The sequence below is a fragment of the Leifsonia soli genome (assembly GCF_013408745.1).
In the GTDB taxonomy this organism is placed as follows: Bacteria; Actinomycetota; Actinomycetes; order Actinomycetales; family Microbacteriaceae; genus Leifsonia; species Leifsonia soli.
The window spans coordinates 2,989,531-3,016,164 of record NZ_JACCBJ010000001.1 but is presented as its reverse complement, the minus strand read 5'-3'; the positions used below and the strand labels follow the sequence as shown (position 1 = coordinate 3,016,164).

Here is a 26,634-nt window from a genome sequence, read left to right as displayed (position 1 = left end):
AGGCGGATGCTATTCCGTGTCACCTGGGCGCGCGAGAACGCCCTCCGGCGCGGTTCAGGATGGGTGCGAGACCGGCCTCGAGGTCGGGGGATCGCAGCATCCCGAGGAAGCCGACGTAGACGATCAGCATCACGACGCCGACGACCGCCGTGGCGATGACCGCCGCGATCGGGCCGCTCACCGGGAAGGCGCCCTGCTCGACACCGCCGAGGATGATCAGGAAGCCGGCGCCTGCCGCGATGGCCGCGAGGGCGGCGAGGACGAAGCGCCACAGCGAGCCGAGGATGCGCGCCCCATCCACTCCCCCGGTGCGACGGCGAAGGAGGGCGAACGCCAGCACCGCCTGGACGAGGCCGGCGAACGAGACGACGAGGGCGACGGCGGCTGCACGGCTCACGGGCGGGACGAGGAAGCACAGCAGTACGCCGAAGACGATGACACCGGCCTGCGCGAGCGTGAAGAAGAAGGGTGTGCGCGTGTCGCCCAGCGAGTAGAAGGCGCGCTGGGCCATGAAGACGAGCGAGAAGGGCACGAGCCCGATCAGGTAGGCGATGAGCACGAGTCCCATGGCCTGGTAGTCGGTCGTGAAGACCCGCGCGATCGGGAAGGCCGTGACGATCAGGGCGGCGGACGAGAAGACGATGAGGAACATGATCGACCGTGCCGCTGACGAGAAGTCGTCGCGGAAGTCGGCCGTGGCGCCTCGATGCGCGTGCTCGGCCATCCGCGTGTAGTACGCGGTCACGATCGAGACGGCGATGATGCCGTGCGGGAGCATGAAGATCAGCCAGGCGTTCTGCATGACGAAGAGGCCCGCGTAGGCGGCGCCGCCGGAGTTCGACACGTTCGCCTCGACCAGCCCGGCCAGCTGGGTGACGATCAGCATGGCGAACGTCCACCCCGCGGCCTTTCCCGCCGAGCCGAGATTCACCCCGCGCCAGCCGAAGTCGAACCGGAAGCGCAGCCCGATCCGCCGCCAGAAGACGAAGAGGATGAGCGCCTGCACCGCGACGCCGAGCGTGGCGCCGCCGGCGAGGAGAGCGATCATCCCGAAGGTCCAGCCGCTGTCGTGGTTCCCCGACGCCGAGGTGCCGAAGGCGAGGATGAACGCGCCGAGCAGCACGATCGCGATCACGTTGTTGACGACGGGTGCCCAGGTGAATGGACCGAACGACTTGCGCGCGTTCAGCACCTCTCCCAGCAGTGTGTACAGGCCGAGGAAGAAGATCTGCGGCAGCGACCAGTACGCGAAGGCGGTGGCCAGCTCCGCCTGGGAGCCGCGGACGCCGGCGATGGACACCAGGACGGGGGCGAGGAAGGTTGCGACGACGGCGACGGCCGCGAACACGACCATCCCGAGGGTCACGAGCTTGTTGATGTACGCGCGACCGCCGTCGGTGTTGACAGAAGCACGGACGATCTGCGGCACGAGGATCGCGTTGAGGATGCCCTGCGCGATGATCGCGTAGATGCTGTTCGGCACGTACGTCGCCGTGCCGTAGGCGTTGGCGGCGAAGCTGATCGCGCCGATCGCCTGCACCAGCAGCCACGCCTTCGCGAAGCCGAGGAGGCGCGACACCAGGGTGCCGGAGGCGAGCAGCGCACTCGCGCGGCCGATGCTAGCCACCGGGCCGCTCCTCCGGGGACGGCGTACTGGAGCCATCTGAACCCTCTGACCTGGTTACATCCGTGTCGCTCTCGGCGGGCGCTTCCGAGCCGGCCGCATCGGCGGCCCCATCGGCGGCGTCCTCCGCGCGCTTCGACCGGCGACGCAGGATGTTGCGGACGATCCCGAAACCGAAGAGCAGCACCAGCAGGATGCCGAAGATCAGCGCGCCGATGCCCTCCCAGTCGGCGTGCACATCCACCGTCACCGAGGTGGGGTCGCCGATCGGGACGCCGGTGGGGCTGTACAGATGCAGCGACAGCACGACCTGGCCGTTCCCGACCTTCGCCTTGACGGGGATGAGGACGGTCGCGCGCGAGTCCTTCACGATTCGCTTCGTGGTCGACTGATCGACCTCGAGCCGGCCGTTCGACGGTGCGGCCGACAGCACGATGGTCACGGCTTCGTCGGTGAGCCCGTTGCTGACCGTGAAGGGGATGGATCCTTGCGCGCTCACGAGGTTGACGTTCTCGGTCGGCAGGATGCGGATGGAGTGAAGCGTCTTGGTCGTCGCCGCCCGCTCTTTCGCGACGGCCGCGTTCCAATCGGTCCGCGGGTTCAGCCACGAGACCGCGAGGACGGCGAGCAGATCGGAGCGCGTGCGGCCGGTCAGCGTCGTCGGGTCGTCGAGCACGGTGGCGAACTGCCCCAGTGCGCCTTCGTCCTGGACGAGAGCGCTGATGTCGGTGATGCGATCGGCGCTCTCCGGCGCGTCGACCAGGTCGAAGCCGGAGGTCTGCGGTGCGCCCGCGACGGAACGGAAGGAGGCAGGGGCCGACCACGGCGAGGAGAACAGGGCGTTGAGTGTTCGTTCGAACTGGGTTCCGCTCGACGGCCAGGAACGGTCGAGGGCGACGAGGAGGCGGCGTGCGTCGCCCGATTCCTGCGCGATGAGTTCGAGTTGGGCGTTCACCTTCGACATGGCGGAGTTCCACGCGACGTCGCTCGGCGCCGAGATCGCCTGCCGCAGAGCGTCGCTGAGCGGCTGGTCGGAGGCCAGGATGCGGGTGTCGCCGGAGCTCAGAGTCGCGTTCGGAGTGGTGCCGAGGTCGGCGGCGTTGGTGTTGCTGCCCGACACGATGGTGGTCTTCAGACCGGCGGCCGCGAGAGGCGGAAGGTCGGCTCGACGCACCGTCTTGTCGCCCGGCCAGGCGACGCCGGTGAGGGTGTAGTCCCAGGCCAGCAGCTCATCCATCGTCGGCAGGACGGGCCCGGGGGTGGTCGTCGGGGTGGGGCTGGGGGTCGTGGACGAGGTCTTCGGAGCGGGGGTGGGCGATGCGGTGGCCGGCTCGCCCACGGGCGTCGGCGCCGGCGTGAAGTTCTTCGGGTCGATCGCATAGGCGAGCGAGGTCGGCTGCAGCGGTGCCGGGAGGCCCGCCTGGATCTGCCCGGCCGGGTCGGCATCACCGTAACCCAGCGAGAAGGTTTCGTTGGGCAGGTCGGCGAGGCGCCCGAGCCAGTCGACGGCGCTCGCCGGGGCGGCGTTGCCGAGCACCCGGATCGAGGCGATGATCATCGGGTCGATGCCGACCGTGACGGTGGTGTGGCCCGACAGGCCGTCGAGCTCACGCGTGAGGATGCCGTTGGGAGCCGTGTAGGTCGCCAGATCGTCGGCCGGGATGATGCCGTTCGTGCCGGACGGGGTCACGATCGGGAGCGCGACGTTGACGCTCGCCTGCTTGGCGGTGCCGCCCGGGTACCAGACGACCGAGCCGCGTGCCGTGGTGTCCGACGATCCGGCATCCACCGTTGCGCCGATCCCGAAGACCGCAGAGGTCGTCCGTCCGGCGAACGGGAGGGAGGCGGCCGGCGCGCTGACGCGAACGACGGCGCTCGATCCTGGTTCCAGCGTGTTCAGCTGCGCGGTGCCGAGGTCGACGGCTCCAGAGACGGGGTCCGTCGAGGACAGCCAGGAGGCGAGCGCGGAGCGATCGTTCTGCGCTGCGGGGTCGACCCAGAGGGACACGGTTCCCGACTCGAAAGCGGTGTCCGTCGGATTGGACACCGTGACCGACACTCCCAGGTCCTTGCCGGGTGTCAGGACTCCCGCGTCGTCGGCCGTGATGGATGCGGTCAGCGCTGCACCGGCCGCCGCCCGTGTCGGTCCGGCTGCGACCGCGGCCCCCGACGGGTGCACCACGCCGGCGAGGACGGCGAGCGCCCCGACGGCGAGCGCCGCCGACGCCACGCGCAGACGGGCGCGGAGCGACGCACCCCTTCGGAGGGTGGGGGAGGTTGCCGTCATGCGTCGACGCGCGATCCCGACTCGGCCTCCATGTGGTCGATTGTAGAGGCCGCCCGCTGAGAGGCCGGCGAGCGGGGCCGTTAAACTGGGGCACCATGCAGAGCGTCGCCGAATCACTCGAACGTCTCGGCGACCTCGCGCGCACGCCGTCGGTCGCCCGTCTCGCCGACGCGTTCCAAGCCGCGGGGCATGAGCTGGCCCTGGTCGGGGGGCCCGTCCGTGATGCCCTGCTCGGCCGTGCTGTGCACGACCTCGACTTCACGACGGACGCCCGGCCCGACGACATCGCGCGGGTGGTCGCGCCCATCGCCGACGCGGTCTGGGACGTCGGCCGCAAGTACGGAACGATCGGCGCGCGACTCGGTGACGACACCGTGGAGATCACCACGTACCGCAGCGACAGCTACGACGGCACCACCCGCAAGCCCGAGGTGGAGTTCGGCGACACCCTCGAGGGCGACCTCATGCGCCGGGACTTCACCGTCAACGCCCTGGCGCTCCGGTTGCCGGAAGTGCGGCTGGTGGATCCGTCCAGCGGCGTGGAGGACCTCATCGCCGGGGTGATCACCACGCCGAGCAGCCCCCAGATCTCCTTCGGCGACGACCCGCTGCGGATGATGCGCGCAGCGCGCTTCACCGCTCAGCTGGGCTTCACGGTCGATGAGGCCACCCGTGAGGCCATGTCGTCGATGGCCGACCGGATCGAGATCGTCAGCGCCGAGCGGGTGCGGGACGAACTGAGCAAGCTGCTGATGGCCGACGAACCGCGCCGCGGGCTCGAACTCCTCGTCGAGACCGGCCTGGCGGATGAGGTGATCCCCGAGATCCCCGCGCTCCGGCTCGAAGCCGACGAGCACCACCACCACAAGGACGTGTACCAGCACAGCCTCACCGTGCTGGACCAGGCGATCGGATATGAGAAGGAGCGGCATCCCGGCGAGGCGCCCGATCTGGTGCTGCGGCTGGCGGCCATCCTCCACGACATCGGCAAGCCCGCGACCCGGCGCTTCGAGCCGGGCGGTGCCGTCAGCTTCTACCATCACGACCTGGTCGGCGCGAAGCTCGCGAAGAAGCGGCTGACCGCCCTGCGGTTCGACAAGTCGACCATCGACTCCGTCGCCCGGCTGATCGAGCTGCACCTGCGGTTCTTCGGCTACGCCGACGCGCACTGGACCGACTCGGCGGTGCGCCGGTACGTCCGCGACGCGGGCCCGGAGCTCGAGCGGCTGCACATGCTCACGCGGGCCGACGTCACGACGCGGAACCGGCGGAAGGCGGACCGTCTGGGCTTCGCCTACGACGATCTCGAGACGCGCATCCGCGAGCTCCGCGAGCAGGAGGAGATGGATGCGGTCCGTCCCGATCTGAACGGCGAGCAGGTGATGAGCATCCTCGGCATCCGCCCGGGCCGAGACGTGGGTCAGGCGATGCGGTTCCTCCTCGAGCTCCGGCTGGACGAAGGTCCTCTGGGCGAAGAGGAGGCCACGCGGCGGCTCCTCACCTGGTGGGAGAGCCGCTGAGCCGGCGCCCGGGTGCCCGCTCCCCCGCGGTCTGAGCGATTCCGTCCACAGGTCGTCCGGTCTCAGGACCGTCCACAGATCCAGCCTCCTAGGCCCGTGGATGCGACGGTCCGGCGAGGGTGGAGGCATGACCGAGATCACCGCCGGCTGGCGCCCCGCACCCGCATCCGTTACGCTAGGGAAGTTGCCCGGGCAGAGTCCTGCCCTGGGCGCGTCTATGACACCCTCCTGCTGCAGAACGTCTGCAGCCGCTGAGACCAGAGGAGGTGGGTTAGTCATGCATCAGTACGAGTTGATGGTCATCCTCGATCCCGAGATCGATGAGCGCACCGTGGCTCCGAGCCTTGACAAGTTCCTCAACGTCGTCCGTAACGACGGTGGAACGATCGACAACGTCGACATCTGGGGACGTCGTCGCCTGGCTTACGAGATCAACAAGAAGTCCGAGGGCATCTACGCCGTCGTCCAGCTCACCGCTGAGGGCGACACGACCAAGGAGCTCGACCGCCAGCTGAAGCTCAGCGAGGCCGTCATGCGCACCAAGGTCCTCCGCGCAGAGGAGGCGATCGCTCAGGTCGCCGCCGCTCAGAAGCGTGCCGACGAGAAGGCCGCCCGCAAGGCTGCCACCTCCGAGAAGGCCGGCGCCTAGTCCCATGGCCGGCGAGACCGTCATCACCGTGGTGGGGAACCTCACCGCCGATCCCGAGCTGCGCTACACGCAGAACGGGCTGGCTGTCGCCAACTTCACCATCGCGTCCACCCCCCGCACGTTCGACCGTCAGGCGAACGAGTGGAAGGACGGTGAGGCTCTGTTCCTCCGCGCCAGCGTCTGGCGCGAGTTCGCGGAGCACGTCGCGGGTTCGCTGACCAAGGGGTCGCGCGTCATCGCGCAGGGCCGCCTCAAGCAGCGCTCCTACGAGACGAAGGAAGGCGAGAAGCGCACCAGCATCGAGCTCGAGATCGACGAGATCGGCCCGTCGCTGCGCTACGCCACCGCTCAGATCACCCGCACGCAGTCGTCCGGAGGCGGACGAAGCGCGGGTGGCTTCGGCGGCGGTGCGCCTGCTGTCGAGGAGCCGTGGGCCGCATCGGCTCCGGCGGACCCCTCCGCCGGTGCGGATGTCTGGAACACTCCGGGCTCCTACAACGACGAGACCCCCTTCTAACGAGACTCGCTCCTCCGCAGAGGGGCACACATCATCAGCCCGCCGGCCGGAGGCCGGGCCGGGCGGAAAGCAAAGGAAACCATGGCTGGAAAGTCGAGCGGCGACCGCCGCAAGCCGATCCGCAAGGGCAAGGACGGCAAGAACGCCGCCCCCGCGAAGTCCGTTCGCGTCGGCGTCATCGATTACAAGGACGTCGCCACCCTGCGTAAGTTCATCTCGGAGCGTGGAAAGATCCGCGCCCGTCGCATCACCGGTGTCTCCGTCCAGGAGCAGCGCCTCATCGCCCGCGCGGTCAAGAACGCGCGCGAGATGGCGCTCCTCCCCTACGCCGGCTCTGGCCGCTAAGGAGCAACGACATGTCGAAGGTTATTCTCACGCACGAGGTCACCGGCCTCGGCTCTGCCGGTGACGTCGTCGACGTCAAGAACGGCTACGCGCGCAACTACCTCGTCCCGCAGGGCTTCGCGATCGCGTGGTCCCGTGGTGGCGAGAAGCAGGTCGAGCAGATCAAGGCGGCCCGTGCCGCCCGCGAGCTGCACACCGTCGAGCAGGCCCAGGACCTCAAGGCCAAGCTCGAGGCGACCAAGGTCAAGCTGACCGTCAAGGCGGGCCGCGAGGGCCGTCTGTTCGGTTCGGTCAAGACCGGCGATGTCGCGGACGCCGTCAAGGCGGCCGGCATCGGCGAGCTCGACAAGCGCAAGATCGAGCTTCCGAACCCCATCAAGGTCGTCGGCGACCACGAGGCGACCGTGCGGCTGCACGACGACCTCTCGGCCGTCATCAGCCTCCAGGTGGTCGCTGCCAAGTAGGCGCGACGAAGCAGAAGTGTAGCGGCGGGCGAAGGCCCGCCGCTACCTCTGGTTAAGGCTGATTTCCTCAGTTCTGTACACAGGTTCGGTCGCAATGCGAGCAAGCTTGAACACAGGGTTCAAGGAAGTTTTTACACACAGGCTGGGGAAACTAAAAGAGCAGATCAGGTGGACTTTACTCCACCGAAGTTCTTCTTTCTCCACAGAGTTCCACACACCTTTTACACACGCTCTACGGCGTTTCGCCCACATTCTCCCCAGTTTTATCCACAGGCTGAGTTGTGGGCGTGGACGGGGCTTCGTAGGGTTGATCGACGTCGACGGACGACAGCCGCGAAGAGCGGCAAATGTCGGAGGTCGTCCCGACAATCGACCCGAGGGAACGCGTCCACGCGGAAGCGCTGGACGAGCCCGCGACGGCCTCGTCGTGCCCGGAGGCACCTGACCAGTAGAGGAGTGAATGTGTCGATCGCCCATATCGGTCTCGCCGACGGTCGTGACCAGGGTGACACCCGCTCCCCGGAGCGCACTCCGCCGCACGATCTCCTCGCCGAGCAGAGCGCCCTCGGCGGCATGCTGCTCAGCAAGGATGCCGTCGCCGACGTCGTCGAGGTCATCCGCGGCACCGACTTCTACATCCCCAAGCACGAGATCATCTACGACGCGATCCTGGCGCTCTACTCGCACGGAGAGCCGACCGACGTCATCACGGTCACCGACGAGCTGACCAAGATCGGCGAGCTCTCCCGCGCCGGGGGCGCCGAGTACCTCCACACCCTGACCAGCCTCGTCCCGACCGCGGCCAACGCGGGCTACTACGCCAACATCGTCGGTGAGAAGGCGCTGCTCCGCCGGCTCGTCGAGGCCGGCACGCGCATCACGCAGATGGGCTACAAGGCCGAGGGCGAGGTGCTCGACCTCGTCAACAACGCGCAGGCCGAGATCTACTCCGTCACCGGCACCCAGGAGACCGAGGACTACGTCCCGCTGACCGAGGCGGTCACCGTCGCGATCGACGAGATCGAGGCGGCGAAGCACAAGGACGGCTCGATGACCGGCGTTCCGACCGGCTTCGCCGAGCTGGACGAGCTGACCAACGGGCTCCACCCCGGCCAGATGGTCATCGTCGCCGCGCGACCCGCGCTCGGAAAGTCGACGCTCGCGCTCGACTTCGCCCGCGCCGCGGCGATCAAGCACGACATGCCCACCATCTTCTTCTCGCTCGAGATGGGCCGAAGCGAGATCGCCATGCGCCTCCTCTCGGCCGAGGCGACCGTCCCGCTCCAGAACATGCGCAAGGGAACGGTCGACAACCGCGACTGGACGACCATCGCCTCCACCCGCGGCCGCATCAACGACGCTCCGCTGTACATCGACGACAGCCCGAACATGACCCTGGTCGAGATCCGCGCCAAGTGCCGCCGCCTCAAGCAGCGCGTCGGCCTCAAGATGGTGATCATCGACTACCTGCAGCTCATGACCAGCGGCAAGCGCGTCGAGAGCCGTCAGCAGGAGGTCAGCGAGTTCTCGCGTGCCCTCAAGCTCCTCGCCAAGGAGCTCCAGGTGCCGGTCATCGCCCTGTCGCAGCTGAACCGTGGTCCCGAGCAGCGCGCGGACAAGCTCCCCGCCCTGAGCGACCTCCGCGAGTCCGGCTCGATCGAGCAGGACGCCGACGTCGTCATCCTGCTGCACCGCGAGTCCGCCTACGAGAAGGACAACCCCCGCGCCGGCGAGGCCGACCTCATCGTCGCCAAGCACCGCAACGGCCCCACGCGAACGGTGACGGTCGCCTTCCAGGGCATGTACTCACGCTTCACCGACATGGCCCCGATCTGATCCGACTGTCTGTAGGCTCCGCGCCGAAATTGGCAAATCCGCCTGAATGTTGACCGATGCTGGCAAGGGACGAACGGTGCAGCAGCTCCGCCCGTCTTCTCAAGCTAAGGCAACGCCCTCGACGGACAGGTGAAGATCGTTCCGATTGTAGCCTCGGGAGCGTCGACGGCTATCAACTGTTCGGCCTTCGTCACGGGGACGGGCTGTCTCGGCGGCATGTTTGTAGCTTTCGGGCCTAAGGCCCCGGACTAACCAGTGGGGCGGTAACCAGTGAGTCTTCGACCGCGAATAGTTGTCTACGCCCTCGTCGGAATCGGTCTTGTGATGACGGTTGCGTCGATGATCGCGGCACCGCAAATCGGCCGGTGGCGACCTTATTTGTGGGGTGTCGCTTCCGTGGCGGTGGTGGCGGTTCTCGTGTATCTCGCACTAGCCGTAAGCCTCCGAAGGATGGTTGCCAAGGTCCGTGCAGCCAATCCGGCGCACGAACAGCTGCTCGTCGCCGTAACGGACGATCAGTGGACTCGCCTGGGCGTTGACCTGTCCACGCTTTCCGGAGTCCGTTACGCGGTGGTCGATGTCGGCGCGGCGGGGATCCGACTGTTCGTCGGCATCGGTGACCCTCGGTTACTGACCTTGATTCCACTCGCAGGCGTGCTCGAGTTGGAGGTTGCCACATCAAGGCTGGGCGTCGTGACTCGACCCGCGTTGAAGATCAAGCGCCTTGGCGAGTTAGCCGCGATCGTCCTCACGCCGATCAAGCCGAGCCTCCGGTCATACTCGTCGGACGAAATAGCGTCACGAATTCACTCGTTGACGTACGCCATGGGTAGGCCAACAAGCTGAGCGGGATCGGCGTCTCAGCGCGCAGGTAGCTGAGCTTCGCCACCACCCTCGCCGACGAGACTTCCTCGAGGAGCGGGCACCGACGACGCCCTGCTTCCTGCCGGAGCAACCCGCCGGCGGAACGAGTACGGAACGGATGTCTTCATCGGCGCTGCCCCGCCGGCCGGGAGCGGGCCGCACCGGTACGTCTACACCCTCAGCGCCCTCGACGTCCCTAGTCTCGAGGTGACCGCCGATGTGACCCCCGCGATCATCGGGCTACGCCTGAGACCGCACATCATCGGACGGGCCCAGCTGGTCGGACTCACCCAGACCGGCCTCGACGGCGCCCCTGAACCGGTGGCGGACGCGGCAGCTTCCTGAACCGCGCCGGGAACCACCGGTCATCCGCCCGATTCCGGCTCGGGTAGCCTTTTCCGATGATCTTCGATGCGCACGACGCGGCCCCGTTGCATCCGATCGCAGCCGGGGAGGGTGCGGCGTGAGCGTGCACCTCATCGGCGGCGGCGCGACCACGATCGCTGATGCCCCGCTCTACGCGCCGTTCGTCGCCGAGGCGTCGCTGCGAGCGACGGAGGCGGGGCGCACGCGGCCGCGGATCGCGGTGATCTCCCTGCATCCCGAGGCCGAGGAGAAGGCGGCGGCGCTCGGCGAGCTCCTGGTCGAGGCGGCGGCGGGGACCACGATCGAGCTGCTCCTGACCGCCGGGCGGGCCGGGGAGCCGATCGAGCTCGGCGCGATCGCCGATGTCGACGGCATCGCGGTGGGGGGCGGCATCGTCGAGGAGGTGCGCGCCGGGCTCGAACCGGTGTTCGGTGAGTTGCGCCGGCAGGTCTCCGGCGGCGTGCCCTACCTCGGCGTCTCAGCCGGTGCGATGGTTGCGGCGGAGGGCTCGCTCGGCGGCGGCTCGCGCATCGGCGGTGTGGTCGTGTCCCCCGAAGACCCCGACGAAGCGGGCGAGGAGCTTCAGATCGAGACCGGAATCGGTCTCGTCGATGTGGCCATCGACGTGCATGTCGCCCAGCGCGGCATGCTGTCCCGGCTGGTCGCGGCCGTCGAATCCGGGCTGATCGCGGGCGGGCTCGGCATCGACGAGCGCACGGCCCTGATCGTGGGCGACGGCGCGCTCCGGGTCGAAGGCGCGGGCAGCGTCTGGCGGGCGCTGCCGATCGAGGGCGGCGTGCTGGTCTCGACGATCGGCGCGTGACGGCGAACGCCAACGGCGCACCCCGGGAGACCCTGGGTGCGCCGTCGGCGAATGCGTGAGCCGGGTTACTGCTGGATGAAGGCGAGGATGTCGGGGTTGATGACGTCGGCGTGCGTCGTCAGCATTCCGTGCGGGTAGCCCTCGTAGATCTTCAAGGTCGCGTTCTGCAGGAGCTCGGCCTGCTTGATCGACGCGTCCTTGTAGGGGACGATCTGGTCGTCGTCGCCCTGCGTGACCAGCACCGGCACCGAGATCGCCTTCAGGTCCTCCGTCTGGTCGGTCTCGGAGAAGGCCTTGATGCCCTCGTAGTGGGCGAGGGCGCTGCCCATCATCCCCTGACGCCACCAGTTGGCGACCACGGGCTCCGAAACGGTGACACCCGGACGGTTGAAACCGTAGAACGGGCCGGACGCCACGGCCTGGAAGAACTCGGCACGGTTCGCGGCCAGCGCCGCACGGAAGCCGTCGAACACCGAGATCGGGGTTCCCTCCGGGTTGGCCTCGGTCTGCACCATCAGCGGGGGCACCGACGAGACCAGCACGGCCTTCGCGACGCGGCCCTGGGGCTCTCCGTACTTCGCGACGTAGCGCGCGACCTGACCGCCACCGGTCGAGTGCCCGATGTGGATGGCGTTGCGCAGGTCGAGGTGCTCGACGACGGCCGAGGCGTCGCTGGCGTAGTGGTCCATGTCGTGCCCGGTGCTGATCTGCGTCGAGCGGCCGTGGCCGCGGCGGTCGCTGGCGATCACGCGGAAGCCCTTCCCGAGGAAGTAGAGCATCTGGGCGTCCCAGTCATCGGCGGACAGGGGCCAGCCGTGGTGGAACATGATGGGCTGGGCGTCGTGGCTGCCCCAGTCCTTGTAGTAGATTTCGGCGCCGTCTTCTGTGGTCACAAAGGGCATGTTCGACCTCCGGTTCATGTCGCACCGGGATGCGCGGGGCGACGGTGTGGATGCTCGTGGCGATAGCGGAGAGCGTTCTCACACTACGGCTCGCACCCCTCGTTCGGGGTCCTACTTTTGTCCAGAAGGTGCGACCGCATCCCGTGCCAGGACACGGTGCACGGAGGCGACGGCGCTCGATCCCTCCCCGACCGCTGCCGCGACCCGCTTCATCGAGCCGTGGCGTACGTCGCCCGCGGCGAAGACGCGCGGCAGGCTCGTCTCGAATGGGAGCGGCCGGCGGTTCAGAGCCTGCCAAGCAGGGCCGACGGCCGGGATGTCGGCGTCGGTGAGCAGGAAGCCGCTGTCGTCGCGTTCCGCGGCCGAGATCCATTCCGTGCCCGGGTGCGCGCCGATGAAGCAGAACAAGCCGGCCGCATCGATCCGTTGCGACCCGCCGTCCGCCGTTGTCACCGTCATGGCGTCCAGCTGTGAGCGTCCGTGCAGGCGGGTCACCTGCGTGGAGGTGAGGACGTCGATCCGGGGATGGCCGAGCACGCGGTCCACGAGGTACGCGGACATCTCCGCGCGGACCGACGGCCCCCGGACGATGAGGTGGACGCGACTGCCCTGATCGGCGAGGAAGAGAGCGGCCTGCCCGGCCGAGTTCGCGCCGCCCACGACGGCGACGGGCCGAGCTCCGCAGGAGCGGGCCTCCAGCTCGGTCGCGGCGAAGAAGATGCTTCCTCCCTCGAACTCGGCCCACCGGTCGAGCGGAAGGCGCCGATACTGTGCGCCCGTTGCGACGATCACGGCCCCCGCGTGCACGGCATCCCCGCTGTCGAGCTCGATCCGTACGGCATCCGATCCGGTCGACAGCGCGATCACTCGGGTCGGCGCCGAGAACCGCACACCGAACTTCAGAGCCTGCAGCGCGGCCAGCTCGGTGAGGTCGGCACCGGAGAGGCCGTCGGGGAACCCGAGGTAGTTCTCGATGCGCGAGCTCGAGGCCGCCTGGCCGCCGGGAGCGAGCTCATCCAGCACCAGCGTCGACAGGCCCTCCGAGGCCCCGTAGATCCCGGCGGCGAGCCCGGCGGGCCCCGCCCCGATCACCACCAGGTCGAAGCGGCTGCCGGCACCGCCTCGGGCGCGGAAGGAGAGCCCGAGAGCTTCCGCGAGCTGCGCCGGGGCCGCCCGGCGGTGCACGCCCCCACGGGTGATGACGACCGGGAGCTCGTCCTCCACCACTCCGCACACCTGCAGCGCAGAGCGGCCCGCCTCCGTCCGTGCGTCCACCCAGCGGTGCGGAAGCTCCATCCGGGCCACGTAGCGGCGAAGGGCCATCGCATCCGGCGACCCCTCGACGCCGACGATCTGAAGCGTCATGTCCGCGGTGCTCATCAGGAGGCGCCGTCTGGCGCGGAACGCGGACAGGAGCGTATCGGCGATGGCATGGTCGGCCGCCATGCGGCGCCTGAGCGAAGCGAGAGGGATGCGCCGGACCAGGCCCGGCCGGATCATGCGCGCGCTGAGCAGCGAACGCTGGCCGTTGAGCATGTTCAGCTCGCCCAGGAACTCACCGGCCTGCCAGCGCGACACCACCCGCTCCGGAGAGTCGGCGGTCGCCTCTTGGACGACGTCGACCTCCCCCTCCTCGATCACGAAGAAGTCGATGTCGGCGTCGCCGGCCTGGAAGAGGTACTCGCCCGCGCGGAAGGAGTGCGTCAGACCGAGCGCCGCGATCCCCGCCATCTCGGCCGGCGTCAGCACCGGGTTGGCCGCGGTTCCCGCCGGAGCGCGGAAGACCTCCTGCTGACGGTCGCCTTCGGAGTCCACGCCGCAGAGCTTAGGTCGCGCGAAGGCCCGCGACATCCTGCGAACGTCGGAAGCCTGCGAACGTCGGAAGCCTGCGAACCTTGGAAGCCCGGGCTCGGCTGCGTCTCCCACGACCGGTCGATAGCATTGTCGCGGTCGGAAGGCAGGCGAGCATCGGCATGCGTCGTGGGACAGGGGATCGTGATGGCTGAGTTGGTCGATTCCATCGAGCTGGCCGTGTTCGAACGGCTCATCGACGTCGGCAAGCTGCTCGAGCGGAGAGCGGATCGCGCGACGCGCGAGCACACCGGCATCAAGTACACCCAGTACGAGGTCCTGATCCGTCTGCGCAACGCCGGCGGCGAGCTGCGCATGACAGAGCTGGCGAAGAAGCTCGTCAGCACCCCCAGCGGGCTGACCTACCAGCTCGCCCAGCTGGAGAAGGCCGGGCTGGCGGAGCGGGTCATCGCCCCCGGGGACGAGCGCGGCGTGCTCGCGCGCATCACCGAGCAGGGCCGGGCCCTCCTCCGCGAGGTCTCGCAGGCTCAGAACGACATGATCGTCGAGGCGTCGATCGCCCCGCTGACCCGGGAGCAGGTCGAGCAGGCCCACCGCATCCTGGGCGCGCTTCAGCTGCATCTGCGCGGGGAGGAGACCGGCGGCCTCATCCCGGAGGACCTCGCTCCGTAGCGCGGCCGGATCGCTGGATCCCCGGGTTTTACAAATTTGAAACAACCGGCGCGTTTTCTGGTAACGTGACCGCATTATCTTCGAATTTGTAATAAGTCGAAGGTCGAGGCGAAGAAGCCTGACGCGCACGCGACAGCGGCTCCGCACCCGGACCGACGGCTTCCGGCCTACGAAGGAGCGCGCATGATCGCACTCGACCACATAGCCATCTGGTCCGACAACCTGTACCGCACGACCATCGAACTGAGCAGGATGACCGGCATCGGCAGCGCCGACGGCGGCTACTTCCCCGGGCTGGGACTCGGCCAGAAGATCATCTCCCTCGGTGGAGGCGTCTACCTCGAGATCGAGAGCATCGTCGACCACACGATGATCGCCGAGAGGAAGCCGCTCGCCCTCGAACTCGAGCGGCAGACCGCCGCGGGCGACTGCTTCGCCGGACTGTGCCTCCGCAGCGACGACCTCGATGAGATCGCACGCTTCGCGGCCCACCGCGGTGTGGAGGTGGCGACCGGGATCGCCGGAGGCAAGGAGGTCATGGTTCCTCGCCAGAAGCGCGGAAAGGCGGCGCACGCTCCCGACTTCCTCGGGTCGTGGCTGCTCGGCAAGCCGAACATCTACTACGTGGCCGACCTCGACACCCACTCCAGCACCCTCCCCGCCCAGCCCGGCACCGGCGACGTCCGGGGCCTCGGGGTCACCTCGCTCGAACTCGGCGGCGACGAAGCGTCGCTCCGCGAGTGGCTCGGTGACATCGACCCTGCGGAACTCGGGATCGACATCCAGTTCAACGGTCTCGCCGACGGCCTCTACGCCGTCGGCTTCGACTCGACGGCCGGGCCTCAGGTCATCCGGCTCGCACCCATCACCCTGTAGACGGCGTCACCTCACCCGTATCGGAGACAACATGTCCACCATCGTCCACTCGGAATCTGTCGGCACGCGGACGAAAGTCCGTCGCGCCGCGCTCTCCGGCTTCTTCGGCAGCGCCCTCGAGTACTACGACTTCCTCATCTACGGATCCGCGTCCGCGCTCATCTTCGGGCGGCTCTTCTTCCCCGAATCCGGGGCGTCGGCCACGCTCCTGTCGATCGCCACCTTCGGAGTGGCCTACATCGTCCGCCCCTTCGGCGCGGTGCTGTGGGGGCACATCGGAGACCGCTTCGGACGCCGGCGCGCGCTCATCCTCACGATCGCCCTGATGGGCGTCGCGACCTTCCTGATCGGACTCCTCCCCACGTTCGACGCCATCGGCTGGGCGGCCCCGGCCCTCCTGGTGCTCCTGCGCCTGGTGCAGGGGTTGTCCGCGGGCGGAGAGTCGCCGGGGTCGACGTCGCTGACCGTCGAGCACGCCCCGGACGGGCGTCGCGCCTACTACACGAGCTTCACCATGAGCGGGATGCAGTTCGGGATCGCGCTGGGGAGCCTCGTCTTCATCCCGATCGCTCTGCTCCCGGAGAGCGCCCTCTACAGCTGGGGATGGCGCATCCCGTTCCTGGCGAGCGGCGTCTTCACGGTCATCGCCTCCCTCCTCCGCCGCAAGCTGGAGGAGCCGGAGACGTTCACCACGATGCGCACCGAGGGAGAACGGGCCCGTCTGCCCATCGCCGTCCTGCTGAAGGACCACTGGCGCACGACCCTGCGGGTCCTGCTGCTGAGCACGATCAACGTCGTCGGCACCATCTTCAACGTGTTCGCCCTCTCCTACGGCTCGCAGCACGGAATCCCGAGCGCGGTGATGCTGGCGGTGGTCTCGCTGGGCAACCTCGCCGCGATGGTGATGTCGCCGATCGCCGGATGGCTCTCCGACCGGTTCGGACGTCGGAGCCTGTTCATCGTCGGCTCCATCGGCGCGACGGTGTTCATCGCGCTCCTGTTCGTCGCCATCGACGCGGACAACATCCCGTTGGTCTACCTGTCCGGGATCCTCGGGATCGGCGTCTTCTACGCCATACCGATCACGGTCGGAGCGACCTGGTACCCGGAGCAGTTCCCGGCAGCCTGCCGGTACACCGGGATGGCCGTCGCGCTGATGCTAGGGATCCTCCTGTCCGGCTTCGCTCCGGCGATCGCCCAGGGCATCGGTGCGAACGGCGCGAACTGGGCGCCGGCGATCCTGCTGTGCGCTGCCGTCTCCGTGATCTCGTCCGTCGTCGCCCTCGTCTCGCCCGAGACGTTCCGGGTGACGAAGGAGCTGCTCGGGGTGAAGGCGCCGCGGGGCTGAGAGTCCCGAACGACGCTTCCGTCCGCCTGGAGCGGCCCGGCGTGAGGCTCAGCCGATCGCCGCGGCCGCTTCCGGCGTCGCCACCCGGAAGCTGAAGGTCTCCTCGAGGTACAGGAACACCTCGTCGCCCGTGTGGTGGGCGTAGCCGATGGCGATGTCCTGTCCCGACTCGAAGACGTAGTCGCCGCCCCGGAGGCTGACGACCACCGCCCCATCCACCCCCGGCGCCCAGACGACGGGTCCGCCGAGGAGCGTCTCGAGGTGCTTGTAGAGAGGGCTTCCGCCCTGATCGCTGCCGCCGACGACGTTGATCCAGGTGTCGGAGTCGACGGCCAGTCCGTACGGGCCGTCGACGCCCGCGCGCTTCAGCTGCGCCGCGGCCGCCGCGACCTGCTCGGCGAGCCGGCGCGGGTCGTCCGATCGGACCAGCGGGGCGGCCGGACTGGACGGGATGATCCCGTCGAAGCCGACCGCCTCCCAGCCGTTGAAGATGGCCGAGTTCTCGACGGTGGCCAGCTGCGCGGCCGCCCTGTCCAAGGACGAGAGGTCGACGTCGATCGCGCCCCGTGCGGCGGCATCGAGCTCCGCTCGCGAGAGGGTGAACTCCGCACGGACCTCGGCGAGCGGGAGCACGGCACGCGAGCGCGCGATCACGGCCCCGTCCGCCGTGTCGACGACGCCTCCGACCCGGCCCGTCGAGGTGGCCGAGTGCTCCCAGCCCAGGGGGCCGACGAAGTCGACGAGCCTGCGGCCGCCGAGCGCCGGAGCCAGCCGGGCGCGCGCTTCGTCGTCGAGCATCGTCCAGGTGCCGTCGGTGATCGGCGCCAGGTCGCGGAACAGGTGGTTCATGTCATCTTCCCTTTCACTGCGTCAACGGAGCGCGCCGAGTCCGAGCGAGCCGTCCGTCGTCCCGGCCGGCGTGGATGATGCCGGCTGCGCCGGCGGGACGGCCGCCGGAACGTCGTCGAGCCCGTCGAGGATCTCGGCGGACGGCACGAAGAAGGCGCTTCCTGTCACGGCCGACGAGAAATCGAGCAGGCGGTCGTGGAGCCCAGGAGGATCGCCGATGAACATGCGCTCGAGCATCTGCTGGATGACCCAGAGGTTGCGGCAGTACCCGATGAAGTAGGTGCCGAACTGGTCGGATCCCGGACTGCCGAAGGGCATGTTGTCCCGGAGGATGTCGTGCTCGACGCCCTCCGCGTCGACGATGGTGGCGAGCGTCTTGTGCGACTTCTGGCCGGTGGCGGCGTCATCCAGCTCGACGTTGTCCGCCTTCGTGCGCCCGATGATCGCCTCCTGCTGCTCCGTCGTCAGCGACTGCCACGCGGCGATCGGGTGCAGGTACTTCTGGACGACGACATAACTTCCCCCGGCGACATCCGGGTCCTCGTCGCCGACGAGCGTGGACTCCGGCAACGCCGGCCCGACGGGATTGGCGGTGCCGTCCACGAAACCCAGCAGATCCCGGACGTCGAAATAGCGGAAGCCGACGGTCTCATCGGCGACGGTCACCGCGTCCCCGAGCCCGCTGAGCAGCAGCCGCTCGAACTCGAAGCACAGATCCCGCCGATCGGAGCGGATGTGGAACAACAGGTCGCCGGGCGTCGCCGGTGCGGTGTGGCGGGCTCCTTCGACAGGGAGGAACGGGCGCAGCTCGCGAGGCGACGGCATCCCCGTGAGGTCCGTCCACACCGCCGCGCCGACACCGACGGTGCAGGTGAGGTTCGCCCCGAGGTCGCGGAACGCCACGGTCTTGATCAAGCCGGAGACGTCGGCGAGCACCGACCGGATCGTCGCGATGGCGTCTGGTGCGTCCGTCACCGTCACCACCAGGAACACCGCGGTCTGCGTCAGCGGTGCATCCACCTGCTGCGCATCGATGGGCACGCGTCGATTCCCCGTCGCCCCTGCTTGCTCTGCCATCGGACCTCCGCTGGGGAGTCTAGGTGCGCCGGATCGCATCGAAGGTGACCCGGCCGGCCCCACCCAGAGGCTTCCCGCGGCTTTCCATCCGATGTAGGAACCGGGCCGCGCGGGGCGCCCCTAGCCTCATCCCTATGGTCGAGAAGCTGGAGATCGGCGTCGTCGGCGGGTCCATCGGTGGCCTGTTCGCCGCAGCGCTGCTGACGCAGAGCGGTCACAGGGTGACCGTCCTGGAGCGCTCCCGCCACGGGCTCGCCCGCCGCGGCGCCGGTCTCGTCGCCCAGCAGGAGCTGCTCACCCTGTTGCAGCGCGTGGGGCGGGCGGATGCATCGCGTGTCGGCGTCGTCGCCGAGGAGCGCATCACCCTGGACCGCGCGGGAGGCATCCTGTCCCGCGATCCCACGCCGCAGATGCAGCTGTCGTGGGACTACCTCTACGAGGTGCTGCGCGACCTGATCCCGGCGGACGCCTACCGTCTCGACCACGCCGTGCGCGCCGTCCGCTCGACCGACGTCAGCGCGGAGGTGGAGCTGAACAGCGGCGAGCGGCGGTTCTTCGACCTCGTCGTGGGAGCAGACGGCCTGCGATCCGTGACGCGCCGGGCGGTCGTCCCCGACGACAGGGGCAACAGGTACGTCGGCTACGTCACCTGGCGGGGGCTGATCCCGGAGCAGGCGCTCACCGGCCGGGCAGCCGGCACCCTGCTGGGACGCTTCGCATTCTTCACGGCGCCGGGAGCCCACATGCTCGGCTACCTCGTCCCCGGTGCCGGCGGCGAGCTGGCGCCGGGAGAGCGCCGCTACAACTGGGTCTGGTACCGCCCGCTCTCCGCCGCCGACCTCGCCGGGCTCATGGACGGCATCGGGCGCCCCGTCGGCAGCCTGTCGCTCGCGCCCGGGGAACTGCCGGAGGCCCTGCGCGAGCAGCTTCGCGCGGACGCGAGGGCGGAGCTGCCGCCGGAGTTCGCGGAGGCGGTCGAAGCCGAGCCGCAGCCCTTCCTGCAGGCCATCGTCGACTATGTGCCGTCCGCCATGGCCCGGCATCGCGTCGCGCTGCTGGGTGACGCCGCTGTCGTCGTCCGCCCGCACACGGCGATGGGAGCGGCGAAGGCGGCCGGAGACGCCCTCGCGCTCGCCGCGCTGCTCGACCGCCTCCCCGTGCCGGAGGCATTGGACCGGTATCAGGCGCAGCGCCTCCCGGTGGGGCGGTCGATCGCGCAGTACGGGCAGCGCCTCGGCGACTCGCTGCCGCTGGCCCGGGCGCTCCGCTGAGCCGCTACGCGCGCGAGGTGGGCAGGTATCCGGCCGCCGTGAAGAGATGGCGCAGATCGACCACCAGCTGCTCGTCGATGTCCTTGTGACGCGGTCGGCTGATCACCAGGCGCTCCTCCCCCAGCTTCACGATGTACTTTCCGTCGTGCTCCTCACGGACAGCGCCGGCCTCGTCGAGCAGGGCGAGGACGTCGTGCCACTCGATGTTGTGCGAGGTGGGGTGACGCTCGATCTGCTCCAGGGTGGTGCGGTGGTGCTCGCTGAGGTGCGCGGGCGTGAGGTCGGTCATGACGGGTCCTTTCGGTCGGGTGCGTCGTCACGATAACCGGGGGCTCCGCCCGGCGCACCCTCACCTTGTAGCAACGTGGCCGACCGGCGGTGTCGCGGATTGTTTGCTTCATCCGTGTGAAGCAGTAGCGTGGACCGTTATGGGCAGGCCACGGAGCTTCGACGAGGAGCAGCTGCTGGACTGCGCCCAGGAGATCTTCTGGACCACCGGGTACGCGGCGACACGCGTGGAGGACATCGGCCGCCTGTCCGGGCTGGGGAACGGCAGCATCTACGGCGCCTACGGGAGCAAGCTCGGCCTCTTCCTCGCGGTCTTCGGCCGATACTGCGAGGGCCGGGTCCGGATGGTGGATTCGGTGGTCGGCGCTCACCGCGGCACCTTCGAGGACGCCGTCGCGAACTATCTGGATGCGATCATCGCCGACTGCACCATCCACCCCGATCGACGCGGGTGCCTCATGCTGAACAGCATCACCGAGCTCGGCTCGCGTCATCCCGAAGTGGTCGACATCGGCAGCCGGACCCTCAGCGCGCTGGAAGAGATCGTGCGGGCCCGCGTCCTCCAGGGCGTCTCCGACGGCGAGCTCGCGGTCCCCGACGACGAAGGGGCGTCCCTGAGCGCCCACATCGTCCTCGTCTCGCAGGGGCTCATCCAGCTGAGCCGGACGGGCGCGTCCACGGACAAGCTGCACACGATCGCACGGACCTCCAGCAGGATGAGCTCCCTGCTGGCCGCTGCCTGAGCCCGGGTCCGAGCGGTTCGCGGCCCAACGGGAGGGATCAGGCTTCCGCCGCCCCCGAGGCGATCTCGGACAGCCGCGCCAGCGCCATGCGCGAGTTCTCGTCGACCGGCCGCCAGACGACCAGGGTCAGATCGAAGAAGCCGGGGATGTTCAGCTGCTGGTAGGCGAGCGTCATCCGCCCCACCACATCGGGCGTGAAGGGGAACGAATCGGCCGCGTCCGGGGCGTCCTCGCGGGCCCACGCGGCGGCGAACGCGCTGCTCTTGGCTCCGAGCTCGCTGACGATCCGTTCGAACCCGTCGTCCGACTCGTGCCGGTTCAGCGAGTCGCGCAACGTCCCGGTGACATGCTCGACGATGGCGTCCTGGCCGGGGTTGGTAACCAGCACGTCGGAGTCGAGGAAGGTGGAGCGCGCCAGGTTCACCCCGTCGTGGAAGGCCGGGGACACGGCCTTCGCGAGATCGTTCGAGAACAGGACCGTCAGATACCGGTCCCGCACGAACGCCGGGATGCCGGGCCACGACTCGATCATCTCGCGGATGTCCTGCGGCACAGGAGTCTGCTGTCCGTCGACGGTCATGGCCGTCACGATAGCGAAGACCCGCCCGACGAGACTGGGGCCGCTAGGGTCACCTTCCCCCTCCAGCAGGGCTCTTCGCCGCCGGAAACGGCGCCGAACACGGCGCGTCCGAGAAGTCCGCCCGGGTTGGGAGGGTGACAGCGGGCCAGCCAAGTGGAGACGCGAATCCATAATGATCGGCTCTATGGACACGCCTCAGGAACAGCTCGGAACCCTCCGGCTCGCCGGCGAGGACGACCGGCCCTTCCCCTCCGCCCAGCACTCGGCCGTCGCCGAGGACCCGTCGCACGACGCGGTGATGCTCCGGCTGCTGGCCGACGACCCGGCCGTGCGGCGCCGGGCGTTCGCGCAGGCCATCTCGCGCCGCTGGCTCGAGCGCGGAGAGGCGACCATCGTGCGTGCGGTCGCGGTCGACCAGAAGGCGGATGCGCTCGACCGGCTCGCCTTCGGGCGGCACATGGCGGCGGTCAAGTCGGTCGACCTGACCTTCGTCGGCCATAGGGACGACCTGCTGTACTTCGTCGGGCGGGCGGTCCTGCCCGACCGCTACGGCGGGGAGCCCGGCATCGCGAGCGACCGGATCATGCGGGAGGCCGCAGCGCGCGGCCTGCATGTGCACGGCATCGGCACCGCCCGCCTCGACCGGAAGGATGAGGACCTCTCCGTCTCCGCCGAACAGGCCAGGCGCGCCGCGGAGATCGTGGCGTGGCTCCCGCACCTGGCAGGCGTCGCCGACATCTCTCAGCTCGGAGCGTGGGTGCTCCTCGACTCGATCGACGCGGACGGTTCCCACGTCGGCATGTTCTCTCCGGCGGCCCTCCAGCTCTGGGAGCACGGCAACGACGTCCAGCTGGAGACGGTCGAGACCTTCCTCGACACCTGCGGCCGGGTCCGGGATGCGTGCGAGCAGCTCCACATCCATCGCACGACCCTCTACTACCGGCTGGACAACCTCCCCGACGCCGTGCGGGCGGCGCTCAACGACGGGATGAGCCGGAGCGCGCTGCACATCTGCCTGAAGCTCCTGCGCTACTGGAGAGCGACCGGTCGGGCATGACGGGAGAACTCGACCTCCGTCCGGCGCGACGCAGGCCCCGCATCCGCCACGGCGCCGGATTCTGGGTCGTGGCGGTCACGTTCCTCCTGGTCATGGCGTACTCGACGGTCCCCACGCCGCTGTACCCGCTGTACCAGCAGCGCGACGGCTTCCCTCCGTTCGTGATCACGGCGATCTTCGCCGCGTACGCCGTCGGCGTCATCGTGTCGCTCTACGTGGCCGGCCACGTCAGCGACTGGCTGGGGCGGCGTCGCGTTCTGGTCATCGCCGTGCTCATCTCCGCCGTCTCGGCGCTGATGTTCCTGATGTGGACCGAGGTCCCCGGGCTGATCGCCGCCCGCTTCGTCAACGGGGTCAGCATCGGCATCCTCACCGCCACCGCGACCGCTCACCTCGGCGAGCTGCGCTCGGTGGCGCGTCCGCAGGAGAACGCGGTGATCGCGGCGTCCGTGTCCGGCGCTGCGAATCTCGGCGGGCTCTCTCTCGGACCGCTGATCGGCGGGATCTTCGCCGAGTTCCTGCCCGCCCCGCTCATGCTTCCCCATCTCGTCTTCATGGTCGTCCTGATCGTCGCCGCGCTCGCCGTGCTGCTGGTGCCGGAGACGGTGGAGATCCCGGAGGAAGCACCTCGGTACCGTCCGCAACGGCTGTCGGTCCCCCCGGGTGCGCGCGCCCCGTTCCTCGTGGCCGCCTTCGGCGCTTTCTCCGGGTTCGCCGTCCTCGGGCTCTTCACCTCGCTCGCGCCGACGTTCCTGGTCTCCACGTTCCTGGCGCCCGACCATCTGCTCGCCGGCGCGACGTCCTTCGTCGTCTTCGCCGCAGCCGCAGCAGGACAGCTCCTGCTCGCTCCGCTGCCGGTCCGCACGCAGTTCGGGATCGCGATCGGCGCGTGCGGCGCGGGCCTGCTCGTCGTCGCCGCCGGCGCTGTGGTTCCCGCGCTCGGCGTCTTCATCGTCGGCGGGGCGGTCGCCGGCCTGGGCGTCGGACTGCTGTTCAAGGGTGCCGTCATGACGGCCACGTCCGTCGCGGATCCGGCCAGGAAGGGCGAGACGCTCGCGCTCATCTTCCTGATCGCGTACGCGGGTCTCGCGATCCCGGTCCTCCTCGTCGGCGCCGCGCTCTCGTTCGCCACGCCGACCGCCGTGCTGCTCGTGTTCATCGCGATCGTGCTCGTCGCGACGACGCTCGCCGGCGCCATCATGCGGCGCAGGGCTCCGCGGGTCCGGCGCGCGGCGACGGGTCAGCGGTGAGGGCGACGGTCGAGATGTCCTAAACGTCGCCACCGATGTCCCGATCCGCGCTCACGCCTGTGCGGGCGTTCGCCCGAGAATGAGTGCGGATCAGTGTCCGAAGCTCTCAAGGGGACGAACGGATGGGCGTCGCGCGCAACACCACACCACTCGGCGAATACCTGCGCGCACGACGAGAGCAGGTGCAGCCGCACCAGGTCGGCCTCGAAGTCCTTCCCGGCCGCCGCGTGCCCGGTCTGCGTCGCGAGGAAGTGGCCGAGCTCGCCGGGATGAGTCCCGACTACTACCTGCGGATCGAGCAGGGGCGGGACCGAAGGCCGTCGGAGCAGGTGCTGTCCGCGCTCGCCCGCGCGCTCCTCCTGGACGAGGACAGCTTCCAGTACCTGGTCCGTCTTGCGCGTCCGCGTCCCTTCGTCCGTCGCGTCCCGCACGACGGCAGCGTCAGTCGCGGCGTCGCCCAGCTCCTCGCGCAGTGGAGCCACACACCGGCGTACGTCACGGATGCGAACCAGAACATCCTGGCGGCGAACCCGCTGGTCGACGGTCTCGGCTCCGGCGTGCTCGTGCCGGGGACGAACATGCTGATCACCTCGTTCGAGAGCTACGCCGTCTACCGGGCGAACAGCGATCCGGCGAACGCCGAGGATGTGGAGATCATCACGGAATGGGAGGGCACGCTTCGCGAGATGATCGCCGCGATGCGCTACCACGGCGATCCCGACGACCCTCAGCTGCAGGAGATCGTCGGTGCGCTGTCGGCCCGGCACCAGTTCTTCCGCACGGTGTGGGCGGAGCACGATGCCAAGCCGTACGTCTCGGGGGTGAAGAGAGCCTTCGTCGCGCCGCTCGGCTGGGTCGACTTCCGGTGGCAGACCTTGGAGGTGCCGCGAAGCGGGGGGCAGTTCATCACGATGTTCTTCGGTGACCCGGGCTCCGCCGCAGCTCAGGCGATCGCCTATCTCGCGGCGCTGCCGCCCCGAGCTCAGGCCGTCGCCGGCGGCGTCGAGAGCGCCTCCCTCAATCGGGCGATGCCGGCGATCGATGCGCTGTCCACCGGCGCGAAGACGATGATGGCATCGTCCTCGTAACCGGGCACGCGCAGGACGTTGAATGCGGTCCGGATGTCCCCGGCCGCTGTGTCCTCGAACTCGATGAGACCGGAGGTGCGGGGATCGGCCTCGGGGCCGGCCCAGATCTCGGAGAACTCCCGCGATTTCGCCGACAGTTCGCCGATGATCCGCTGCGACGACCGATCCTCGTCGTGCTGATCGAGCGACTCCCTCAGCAGCCCTGCGACCACTCGCGACATCTCCCGCCACCGCGGATGGTCGGCGCGCCGCTCGGGCGAGAGGAAGGAGAAGCGTGCGAGATTCACCCCGCCGACGAACGCCGGCGACAACGCCCGGGCCAACGGGGTCGAGTCCAGCACGGTGAGCCGGCGGTCGCAGAGGAGGGCGGGAACGCTGTCCCAGAAGGCGAGAAGCGGCTCCCGCGTGCTGTCGTCCGTGGCCGTGCCGTCGCTGGCGTACATGCTCCGAATCTACGGCGTCGGCGTCGGCGGGAACGTGGCTCTCGTATCCACACCCTCCGCCACCGGACCTAGGCGACCGGTCGGCTGGTGCGGAATCTCCGCTGATACTCGGACGGCGTGATGCCGAACCGCCGCACGAACGCCCGGCGGAACGACACGGGCGAGCTGTACCCGGTGGCCGCGGCCGCCCCCGCCACGGACGTCCCCGACTCCAGCTCGCTCACCGCGAGGTCGAGGCGGATCGAGCCGACGTACTCGCTCGGCGTCGCATCCAGCTCCTCGCGCATGATCCTCGTCAGGTGCCGGGGGCTGACGTTCACGTGGGAGGCGAGTTCGCGGACGGAGTGCGGCCGGGTCGGGTTCGCGTGGACGTACTCGGTGACCGATCGGGAGATCGGCGATCGTGCCGGGTTGCCGGCGAGCGATGCGGAGAACTGCGATTGCGATCCGGACCGCTTCATGTAGACCAGCAGCAGCTGCGCGACGCTTCGCGCGACATCCGATCCGTAGTCCTGCTCGAGCAGGGCCAGCGCGAGGTCGATTCCCGCGGCGACGCCGGCGGAGCTGTGGAACCTGCCGTCCTGAACGAAGATCGCGTCCTTCTCGACGGCGATCTCGGGGAAGGCGGCTTGAAGCGTGTCGGCGAACTTCCAATGCGTCGTCGTCCTGCGCCCGTCGAGGAGGCCCACCGCCGCGACGGCGAACGCGGCGGTGCAGATCGATGCCACGCGGCGGGAGCGGTCGGCCAAGGTGCGGACCGCGTCGAGGACGTCGTCGGTGAACACCTCCGGCGCGTTCTCGGACCCCGGCACGACGAGGGTGTCGAGCTCCTCGATCGCCGCGACCGAGGCATGGACGCCGACGCGCACGCCCATCGAGGAGGTCACGTCCGCGCCCGAGACCGAGATGAGGACGATGTCGTACCCGGCGGAGCGCTGCGATGCTTCATGGAACACCTCGGCGGGGCCCACCAGATCGAGCATCTTCACGCCGTCGAACACGAGGATCCCCACCCGGGGCCGCTTCTGATCGTCGGTCGATCGTGGCATGACGCTCCATTCGGGTGGGAAATAATTCTGGAAT

General features: G+C 69.1%; 26 protein-coding genes and 1 pseudogene. 17 read left to right on the top strand and 10 right to left on the bottom strand.

The genetic code is table 11. The features are described from left to right. Positions 1 to 19 precede the first annotated feature (19 nt). Together murJ and BJ963_RS14570 are read right to left on the bottom strand one after the other, a co-directional pair. Positions 20 to 1,627, bottom strand: a complete 1,608-nt coding sequence (gene murJ, locus BJ963_RS14575) for a lipid II flippase MurJ (protein WP_179457320.1) — start codon at positions 1,625 to 1,627, stop codon at positions 20 to 22. Continuing rightward, the gene (locus tag BJ963_RS14570; RefSeq protein ID WP_218857095.1) at positions 1,620 to 3,911 is read right to left on the bottom strand and encodes a DUF6049 family protein; all 2,292 of its coding nucleotides are present in this window, start codon (positions 3,909 to 3,911) and stop codon (positions 1,620 to 1,622) included. Before BJ963_RS14570 ends, murJ begins: the two co-directional genes overlap by 8 nt. Positions 3,912 to 4,006: 95 nt before the next feature. Here BJ963_RS14570 and BJ963_RS14565 point away from each other — a divergent pair, with 95 nt between their 5' ends. From BJ963_RS14565 to BJ963_RS19265, 9 genes and pseudogenes are all read left to right on the top strand, one after another. Then, positions 4,007 to 5,431: a CCA tRNA nucleotidyltransferase gene (locus BJ963_RS14565; protein ID WP_179457319.1), complete on the top strand. Its 1,425-nt coding sequence runs from the start codon at positions 4,007 to 4,009 to the stop codon at positions 5,429 to 5,431. Between the two features lie 277 nt (positions 5,432 to 5,708). Continuing rightward, complete coding sequence (gene rpsF / locus BJ963_RS14560) at positions 5,709 to 6,080, top strand: 30S ribosomal protein S6 (RefSeq protein WP_018189014.1); 372 nt, start codon at positions 5,709 to 5,711, stop codon at positions 6,078 to 6,080. Between the two features lie 4 nt (positions 6,081 to 6,084). Beyond that, positions 6,085 to 6,597, top strand: a complete 513-nt coding sequence (locus tag BJ963_RS14555) for a single-stranded DNA-binding protein (RefSeq protein ID WP_089916084.1) — start codon at positions 6,085 to 6,087, stop codon at positions 6,595 to 6,597. 81 nt (positions 6,598 to 6,678) lie between these two features. Continuing rightward, on the top strand, positions 6,679 to 6,942 hold the full coding sequence (rpsR, locus tag BJ963_RS14550; RefSeq protein WP_018189012.1) for a 30S ribosomal protein S18: 264 nt from the start codon (positions 6,679 to 6,681) through the stop codon (positions 6,940 to 6,942). An 11-nt stretch (positions 6,943 to 6,953) separates the two neighbouring features. Beyond that, on the top strand, positions 6,954 to 7,406 hold the full coding sequence (gene rplI / locus BJ963_RS14545; protein ID WP_018189011.1) for a 50S ribosomal protein L9: 453 nt from the start codon (positions 6,954 to 6,956) through the stop codon (positions 7,404 to 7,406). 462 nt (positions 7,407 to 7,868) lie between these two features. Further along, complete coding sequence (dnaB, locus tag BJ963_RS14540; protein WP_179457318.1) at positions 7,869 to 9,242, top strand: replicative DNA helicase; 1,374 nt, start codon at positions 7,869 to 7,871, stop codon at positions 9,240 to 9,242. A 450-nt stretch (positions 9,243 to 9,692) separates the two neighbouring features. Continuing rightward, positions 9,693 to 10,088, top strand: a complete 396-nt coding sequence (locus BJ963_RS14535; RefSeq protein WP_179457317.1) for a hypothetical protein — start codon at positions 9,693 to 9,695, stop codon at positions 10,086 to 10,088. 54 nt (positions 10,089 to 10,142) lie between these two features. Next, positions 10,143 to 10,451: pseudogene (locus BJ963_RS14530) on the top strand (YbhB/YbcL family Raf kinase inhibitor-like protein); the annotation flags it as partial. A 118-nt stretch (positions 10,452 to 10,569) separates the two neighbouring features. Beyond that, complete coding sequence (locus tag BJ963_RS19265; RefSeq protein ID WP_179457316.1) at positions 10,570 to 11,295, top strand: Type 1 glutamine amidotransferase-like domain-containing protein; 726 nt, start codon at positions 10,570 to 10,572, stop codon at positions 11,293 to 11,295. A gap of 65 nt (positions 11,296 to 11,360) precedes the next feature. Here the strand turns inward: BJ963_RS19265 and BJ963_RS14520 are convergent, their stop codons facing one another. Together BJ963_RS14520 and BJ963_RS14515 are read right to left on the bottom strand one after the other, a co-directional pair. Continuing rightward, a complete protein-coding gene (locus BJ963_RS14520) occupies positions 11,361 to 12,197 on the bottom strand; it encodes an alpha/beta fold hydrolase (protein WP_179457315.1) in 837 nt (278 codons plus the stop codon). 111 nt (positions 12,198 to 12,308) lie between these two features. Continuing rightward, entirely contained in the window at positions 12,309 to 14,012 is a 1,704-nt protein-coding gene (locus tag BJ963_RS14515) for an FAD-dependent oxidoreductase (protein WP_179457314.1), read from the bottom strand. A gap of 183 nt (positions 14,013 to 14,195) precedes the next feature. Here BJ963_RS14515 and BJ963_RS14510 point away from each other — a divergent pair, with 183 nt between their 5' ends. The 3 genes from BJ963_RS14510 (at position 14,196) to BJ963_RS14500 (ending at position 16,905) form a co-directional block, all read left to right on the top strand. Next, positions 14,196 to 14,681 carry a MarR family winged helix-turn-helix transcriptional regulator gene (locus BJ963_RS14510; protein WP_157696997.1) on the top strand — a complete coding sequence of 162 codons (486 nt, stop codon included), beginning with the start codon at positions 14,196 to 14,198 and terminating at the stop codon, positions 14,679 to 14,681. Between the two features lie 183 nt (positions 14,682 to 14,864). Further along, positions 14,865 to 15,557, top strand: coding sequence for a VOC family protein (locus BJ963_RS14505; RefSeq protein WP_179457313.1), 693 nt, complete (start codon positions 14,865 to 14,867; stop codon positions 15,555 to 15,557). A gap of 31 nt (positions 15,558 to 15,588) precedes the next feature. Next, positions 15,589 to 16,905 carry an MFS transporter gene (locus BJ963_RS14500; RefSeq protein WP_179457312.1) on the top strand — a complete coding sequence of 439 codons (1,317 nt, stop codon included), beginning with the start codon at positions 15,589 to 15,591 and terminating at the stop codon, positions 16,903 to 16,905. 48 nt (positions 16,906 to 16,953) lie between these two features. Here BJ963_RS14500 and BJ963_RS14495 read toward each other — a convergent pair whose 3' ends face one another. Both BJ963_RS14495 and BJ963_RS14490 read right to left on the bottom strand, forming a co-directional pair. Continuing rightward, the gene (locus tag BJ963_RS14495) at positions 16,954 to 17,754 is read right to left on the bottom strand and encodes a family 1 encapsulin nanocompartment shell protein (RefSeq protein WP_179457311.1); all 801 of its coding nucleotides are present in this window, start codon (positions 17,752 to 17,754) and stop codon (positions 16,954 to 16,956) included. 21 nt (positions 17,755 to 17,775) lie between these two features. Next, positions 17,776 to 18,831 (bottom strand): Dyp-type peroxidase, encoded by a 1,056-nt coding sequence (locus BJ963_RS14490; protein ID WP_179457310.1) that lies wholly within the window; start codon positions 18,829 to 18,831, stop codon positions 17,776 to 17,778. Positions 18,832 to 18,965: 134 nt separating this feature from the next. Between BJ963_RS14490 and BJ963_RS14485 the strand changes: the two genes are divergently transcribed. Continuing rightward, entirely contained in the window at positions 18,966 to 20,102 is a 1,137-nt protein-coding gene (locus BJ963_RS14485; RefSeq protein ID WP_179457309.1) for an FAD binding domain-containing protein, read from the top strand. Positions 20,103 to 20,106: 4 nt separating this feature from the next. On the opposite strand, the gene BJ963_RS14480 is transcribed toward BJ963_RS14485, so the two are convergent. After that, positions 20,107 to 20,391: a hypothetical protein gene (locus BJ963_RS14480; protein ID WP_179457308.1), complete on the bottom strand. Its 285-nt coding sequence runs from the start codon at positions 20,389 to 20,391 to the stop codon at positions 20,107 to 20,109. A gap of 139 nt (positions 20,392 to 20,530) precedes the next feature. On the opposite strand from BJ963_RS14480, the gene BJ963_RS14475 reads away from it, so the two are divergent. Further along, a complete protein-coding gene (locus BJ963_RS14475) occupies positions 20,531 to 21,133 on the top strand; it encodes a TetR/AcrR family transcriptional regulator (RefSeq protein ID WP_157696998.1) in 603 nt (200 codons plus the stop codon). A gap of 37 nt (positions 21,134 to 21,170) precedes the next feature. Here the strand turns inward: BJ963_RS14475 and BJ963_RS14470 are convergent, their stop codons facing one another. Beyond that, a complete protein-coding gene (locus BJ963_RS14470; protein ID WP_179457307.1) occupies positions 21,171 to 21,713 on the bottom strand; it encodes an MmyB family transcriptional regulator in 543 nt (180 codons plus the stop codon). Positions 21,714 to 21,897: 184 nt separating this feature from the next. On the opposite strand from BJ963_RS14470, the gene BJ963_RS14465 reads away from it, so the two are divergent. From BJ963_RS14465 to BJ963_RS14455, 3 genes are all read left to right on the top strand, one after another. Then, entirely contained in the window at positions 21,898 to 22,770 is an 873-nt protein-coding gene (locus BJ963_RS14465) for a helix-turn-helix domain-containing protein (RefSeq protein WP_179457306.1), read from the top strand. Beyond that, entirely contained in the window at positions 22,767 to 24,020 is a 1,254-nt protein-coding gene (locus BJ963_RS14460) for an MFS transporter (protein WP_179457305.1), read from the top strand. Before BJ963_RS14465 ends, BJ963_RS14460 begins: the two co-directional genes overlap by 4 nt. A 122-nt stretch (positions 24,021 to 24,142) precedes the next feature. Beyond that, positions 24,143 to 25,108, top strand: a complete 966-nt coding sequence (locus BJ963_RS14455; RefSeq protein ID WP_179457304.1) for a helix-turn-helix transcriptional regulator — start codon at positions 24,143 to 24,145, stop codon at positions 25,106 to 25,108. Here BJ963_RS14455 and BJ963_RS14450 read toward each other — a convergent pair. Together BJ963_RS14450 and BJ963_RS14445 are read right to left on the bottom strand one after the other, a co-directional pair. After that, positions 25,003 to 25,551: an MmyB family transcriptional regulator gene (locus BJ963_RS14450; protein ID WP_089916138.1), complete on the bottom strand. Its 549-nt coding sequence runs from the start codon at positions 25,549 to 25,551 to the stop codon at positions 25,003 to 25,005. The two genes, BJ963_RS14455 and BJ963_RS14450, sit on opposite strands and share 106 nt — an antisense overlap. Positions 25,552 to 25,619: 68 nt before the next feature. Further along, positions 25,620 to 26,600 carry a GlxA family transcriptional regulator gene (locus tag BJ963_RS14445; RefSeq protein ID WP_179457303.1) on the bottom strand — a complete coding sequence of 327 codons (981 nt, stop codon included), beginning with the start codon at positions 26,598 to 26,600 and terminating at the stop codon, positions 25,620 to 25,622. Positions 26,601 to 26,634 lie beyond the last annotated feature (34 nt).